This is a genomic window from Vibrio sp. 10N.222.55.A1, assembly GCF_041473835.1.
Classification (GTDB): domain Bacteria; phylum Pseudomonadota; class Gammaproteobacteria; order Enterobacterales; family Vibrionaceae; genus Vibrio; species Vibrio crassostreae_C.
Genome location: NZ_JBFRSX010000044.1, coordinates 7019 through 12383 on the forward strand (window position 1 = coordinate 7019; position 5365 = coordinate 12383).

General features: G+C 48.4%; 3 protein-coding genes. 1 reads left to right on the top strand and 2 read right to left on the bottom strand.

The genetic code is table 11. The annotated features are described in order from the left end of the window. The coding region (locus AB4493_RS14315) for a hypothetical protein (RefSeq protein WP_372155245.1) at positions 1–202 on the top strand (202 nt) is incomplete at its 5' end. 211 nt (positions 203–413) lie between these two features. Here AB4493_RS14315 and atzF read toward each other — a convergent pair. Next, entirely contained in the window at positions 414–2213 is a 1800-nt protein-coding gene (gene atzF / locus AB4493_RS14320) for an allophanate hydrolase (protein ID WP_372155246.1), read from the bottom strand. A gap of 20 nt (positions 2214–2233) precedes the next feature. Continuing rightward, a partial coding sequence (gene uca, locus AB4493_RS14325; protein ID WP_372155248.1) for an urea carboxylase occupies positions 2234–5365 on the bottom strand: 3132 nt, incomplete at its 5' end.

A 5365-nucleotide genomic window follows, 5' to 3' on the forward strand; every position in this document is an offset into this window, starting at 1 on the left:
ATTTCATCAAAAAGGCAAAAGACAGGACTTGACCCTACGTACGATTTCATCAAAAAGGCAAAAGACAAGACTTGACCCTACGTACGCAAACGCTGACATGCGCCAAGTAAAGAGACAAAGAAACCGGATTGATAAGTCTTTGGCTCAAGCTGAAGCTCTAGGATTAATGGTCACTGATATTAAAGGAAGATTAGGATGGTGAGTTCACGGGTAAAAATTCAATCCGAGAAGCTTTTGGACAGAACCTAGTTAGAGTACTTACTTAAATTAGTAAAGTACGAATTATCTAAAGTATCGCAAAGTACTCTGCCACTGCTTTATCACTGCATCTGTGTTCTGATTATTTTTGAGACAGAACCTATTTAAAGCTTAGGTATATCTCCCAAGCCTACTATTTATAAAAGAGACATCAATCATGATTGTATAAGAAAAGACCTCCATCCACCCGTTTCTGTGATATCGGTTGCCCCTTCAATTCCAATACCTTCACAGATAAACCCTTTCACCCATTCGCCAGAGTCAATTTCAACACTACCTAATCCAAGTGGATGAGGGATTTGCACAAGCAAGGAACCTAGCTGTTTTTTAGGAACTCGCCAGATTTCAACTTCAATCTTTTGGCCTTGGTTTTGGTTACGCACCAGCCCCGGTCTTAACGGCGGGCCACCTGCTAGGCAGTATAGAGAGTAGTTTTCTGATGTGGTGGTGCGCTGTTTAAAGTTCGCGCCCAATTCAATCAGCTGATGGTTAAGCGCTAGATCTTTCATGTGAGCACCGCATACAAGAAGATCAACGCTCTCACTACTCTCAAGTTCAACCTGTGTTGCACCTAAAGGTAAGTTCATCGCCTGTTGCCACTCTTTAGCTAGAGCAATCAGAGCTTCATCCTGAAAGGCTTGTGCAAATAAGGTGACGCCAAATGGTAGCCCGGCTTCGGTGAAGCTTGCGGGTATGGCAATCGCGCTGTAGTCGAGCAGGTTCATGAAGTTGGTGTAATAGCCAAGGTTGGTGTTCAGAGCGATTGGGTCGCGGTTAACTTCATCAATGGTGTAGATAGTGCCTGCTGTTGGTGTGAGCACCGCATCAACATCGTCCATCAGCTGATCACACTTAACCTTATAGGCTTGCATTTGATACATGGCTTTGAAGGTATCGGCGGCTGAAAGATCTTTGGCTCCACCAACAATGGTTTGAATCACTTCTAAGCACTGCTCTTGATTGCTGTTAAAGAAGGATTCGATAGCCGCATAACGCTCTGCGACCCATGGCCCTTGGTAAAGCAAATTTGCTGCTTCAATAAATGGCGATAAATCAAATGGAATGACCTCTGCACCCAATGATTCTAGACGAGCAACCGACTGAGCATAGAGCTTGCGGTACTCTTCGTTGCCAAAGAATTTGAGCTGTTCTTCCGCTGGTACACCGACTCTCAACCCAGAGAACTTTGCAGTCGCTTCAAGCCCTTGTTCAATCGCATAGCGAGCATAGCAATCGCTCTCATCATAGCTCACGCCCACTTGGTAGAGTGTAGTAAGGTCTTCTGCACTCTTGGTGAAAAACGTCACGCAATCTAGTGTGCGACATGCAGGGACGACACCGGTGCAACTTAGCAATCCTTTACTTGGCTTCAAGCCATAGAGGTTGTTGAATGCAGCAGGTACGCGACCTGATCCCGCCGTGTCTGTGCCAAGAGCAAAGTAGACTTGATTGGTCGCCACAGAGACCGCGCTGCCAGAACTTGAACCGCCCGAAATATACCGCGCATCAAAGCTGTTATTCACCGCGCCCCAAGGGCTGCGTGTGCCAACCAAACCTGTGGCGAACTGGTCAAGGCTTGTCTTACCCAAGGGTACAGCGCCTGCTTTGATCAGCTGTTTGACGACATACGCTGATTCTGATGGCTGATAGCGGTAAGCTTCACAGCCAGCAGTAGTATCTAGCCCCGCTAAATCAATATTGTCTTTGATGGCAAAAGGGACACCAAAGAGGGGTAACTGATCAATATCTTGTTTGGCGAGTTCAGCGAGATACATGTCCAGTTGTTGGTCAGAAATCACTGAGAGCCAGACGTTAGATTGATCGGCTCTGACTTGCTCAAGCTTGGTACGTAAAAACTGCTCGGCGTTAGTCTCACCGCTGCGATACGCCTCATGTAAGCCACTGATCGTCAGTGGCTCTGATGCTGTTTGAATAGTTGTGTTTGAATCTGTCATCTTACCTATCCTCAGAACCGTTACGCAGCACACGTATTAACAACAAGTAGCGGCTCGCCTGCATGTACCTGCGCACCCGCTTCATGGCATATCGAGTCGATTACACCCGAGACACTCGCGGTCACTTCGAGCTCCATTTTCATCGCTTCCAGAATCATCACCACATCATTCTCTTTCACAGTTTGCCCCGGCTCGACGAGCACTTGCCATATGTTGCCAGCAACGTGGCTCTCAATGGCTTCTTGCCCTTCTTCTAGCTCTGTTTGAACACTCGACTGCTCTATTTCAGTCGCTACGAAGTTCGCTTGTCCAGACTCTTCCCAACGCTGACGCTCCTCTTCGAATGCCTGTTGCTGGCGAGCTTTGCTCTGCTTGATTTCATCGGCATGTTCATCGAGAAGTGATTGGTAATCTGCAAGTGAGAACTCGGCCTCTTCAATCTTCACTGGATAGTGACCTTGTGGGTGTTTCTCACGAATATCGAGCAGCTCCTCCGCACTCACTTCGTAGAACTTAATTTGGTCGAAGAAGCGCAACAGCCAAGGCTTGGTGAAGGCTTCGGTTTGACGGTAGCGATTCCACATCTGCAGAGTTCGACCCACAAACTGATAACCACCTGGACCTTCCATACCGTAGACACACATGTAAGCACCACCAATTCCGACCGCATTTTCTGGCGTCCAAGTACGTGCTGGGTTGTATTTAGTAGTGACCAAGCGGTGGCGAGGGTCAATTGGTGTTGCCACTGGCGCACCAAGATACACATCCCCTAGCCCCATCACTAAGTAGCTCGCATCAAACACGATGCGCTTAACGTCTTCTACTGAGTCGAGCCCATTGATACGGCGAATAAACTCAATGTTATCCGGGCACCAAGGTGCGTCTTTGCGAACCACTTCGTCGTATTTACGAATCGCCAGTCGAGTGGCTTCGTCATCCCAAGACAGTGGCAAATGCACCACGCGAGCAGGCACAGTTAGCTCATCGATATTACCGAGAGTCGCTTCAATCGATTCTAACTCGTCAAGCAGCTGCTCTCTTGGCAACACGAGGTTGTCGTAATGAATTTGCAGTGAGCGAATCCCCGGAGTGAGCTCTTCTACGCCAACCAAGTTTCTCTCTTGAAGCTTGAGCATCAAAGCATGAACTCGGAAACGCAGGCGAATGTCGAGCATTTGCGGACCATACTCCACCAGCAAGTAATCTTCACCACTAGGGCGGTACACGACTTGCTCACCATATTGACTCGCTGGGATGGTCTTGATAATTGGCGAATCGAGCTCTGCTGTTGGCAGCGCCATTTCATTGATGACACCTGTCTCAATCTGAGAAAGTTGCGCGCGCTCAGCAAGCTCAGCGTCTTCTACTGATACAGGGGTAAATCGAATCTTATCTCCTGCTTTGAGCTGCCCCATCTTCCAAAGATCCGCTTTGATGATGGTCGCTGGGCAGACGAAACCGCCAAGACTTGGGCCATCTGGACCTAGAATAACCGGCATATCACCAGTAAAGTCGATAGTGCCAACGGCATAAGCGTTATCGTGGATGTTTGATGGGTGAAGCCCTGCCTCGCCACCATCTGCGCGTGCCCAGTTTGGTTTAGGTCCGATTAAACGAACGCCTGTACGGCTTGAGTTAAAGTGCACTTTCCACTCGGCATCAAAGAAGGCATCAATATCCTCTTGGGTGAAGAAATCTGGCGCACCGTGAGGGCCGTAAATCACTCGGATCTGCCATTCACCGTTGAATTCTGGCTGCACCACTGAGGTAATTTCAGTCGTACTCTCCTGAGCCGATTGGCTAATACGCAGTACATCCCCCGCCACTAATGCACGACCAGCGTGGCCACCAAATTGGCCTAACGTGAAGGTTGAGCGGCTACCAAGATATTCTGGGCAATCAATACCACCTTGTACCGCTAGGTAAGTACGAGCACCGTCTAGCACCTTGCCAAGCTTCAGCGTTTGTCCTGATTTAATCTCAATCGCTGTATTCATCGTTACCGATTCACCATCCAGTGAGGCTTGGATGCTTGCGCCTGTCAGCGCGATACGTGTCGCTTGGTTAAATTTAAGCGTTGGACCCGAGACAATGATTTCCAAACCAGCGCATGACTCATCATTGGCTAGTAGTGTGTTGGCTAAACGGAAGCTTAATGCGTCCATAGGGCCTGATGGTGGCACACCAATGTCCCAGTAACCTGTTCGTGCTGGGTAATCTTGAATGGTGGTTTGTGTTCCTCCATTGACGACATCAAAGGTATTCGGTTTAAACTCGAAAGTATTGAGAGACTGAGTCAGCACCTCACCTTTCTTTACCAGTTCGCTCGCTAATAGCTGGCTTAAGTACGCTTTGTTGTGTTCGATGCCGTAAATCGTGCTGTTGTCGAGGCTTTGCTTAAGCTCTGCAAGTGCTGTGTCTCTGTCTTGGGCATGAACGATCACTTTAGCAAGCATAGGATCAAAGAATGGCGAAACTTCAACGCCCGCTTCAATCCAATGTTCTACACGTAAGTTCTCTTGCTCTGCCCACTCGACATGACTTAGTAGCCCAGCACACGGCTGAAAGTTTTTGTTAGCATCTTCGGCGTAAAGACGAACCTGAATCGCATGGCCTTGTGATTTTAGGTTTGCACCAAGTGTCGCCAGTTCTAGCTGCTCAGCACCTTGGCGAACCATCCACTCAACAAGATCAACACCAAACACTTCTTCTGTGACACCATGTTCCACCTGTAGGCGTGTGTTCACTTCAAGGAAGTAGAACTCTTGTGTTTGCTGATCCAATACAAACTCAACCGTACCTGCATTGCGATAGTTCACCTCACTCGCAAGGCGAACCGCAGTATCCTGTAGCTTAGCTCGAGTTTCATCGTTGAGGTTCGGTGCAGGTGTCTCTTCAATGACTTTTTGGTTACGGCGCTGAGCAGAGCAATCACGCTCACCTAATGCAACCACATAACCTTGTCCGTCACCGAAGATCTGCACTTCAATATGGCGTGCCTGCTGAATAAACTTCTCGATGAACACGCCGCTGTTACTGAAGTTGTTTTCACTTAATCGCTTAACGCTATTATAAGCCTCATCCAGCTCTTGGCTTGTAAAGCAGCACTGCATACCGATACCACCGCCACCAGCGGTACTTTTAAGCATCAC

Bases quoted from the DNA above. Each gene is read 5' to 3' on its own strand.
- atzF (WP_372155246.1), bottom strand. From the start codon at position 2,213: ATGACAGATTCAAACACAACTATTCAAACAGCATCAGAGCCACTGACG.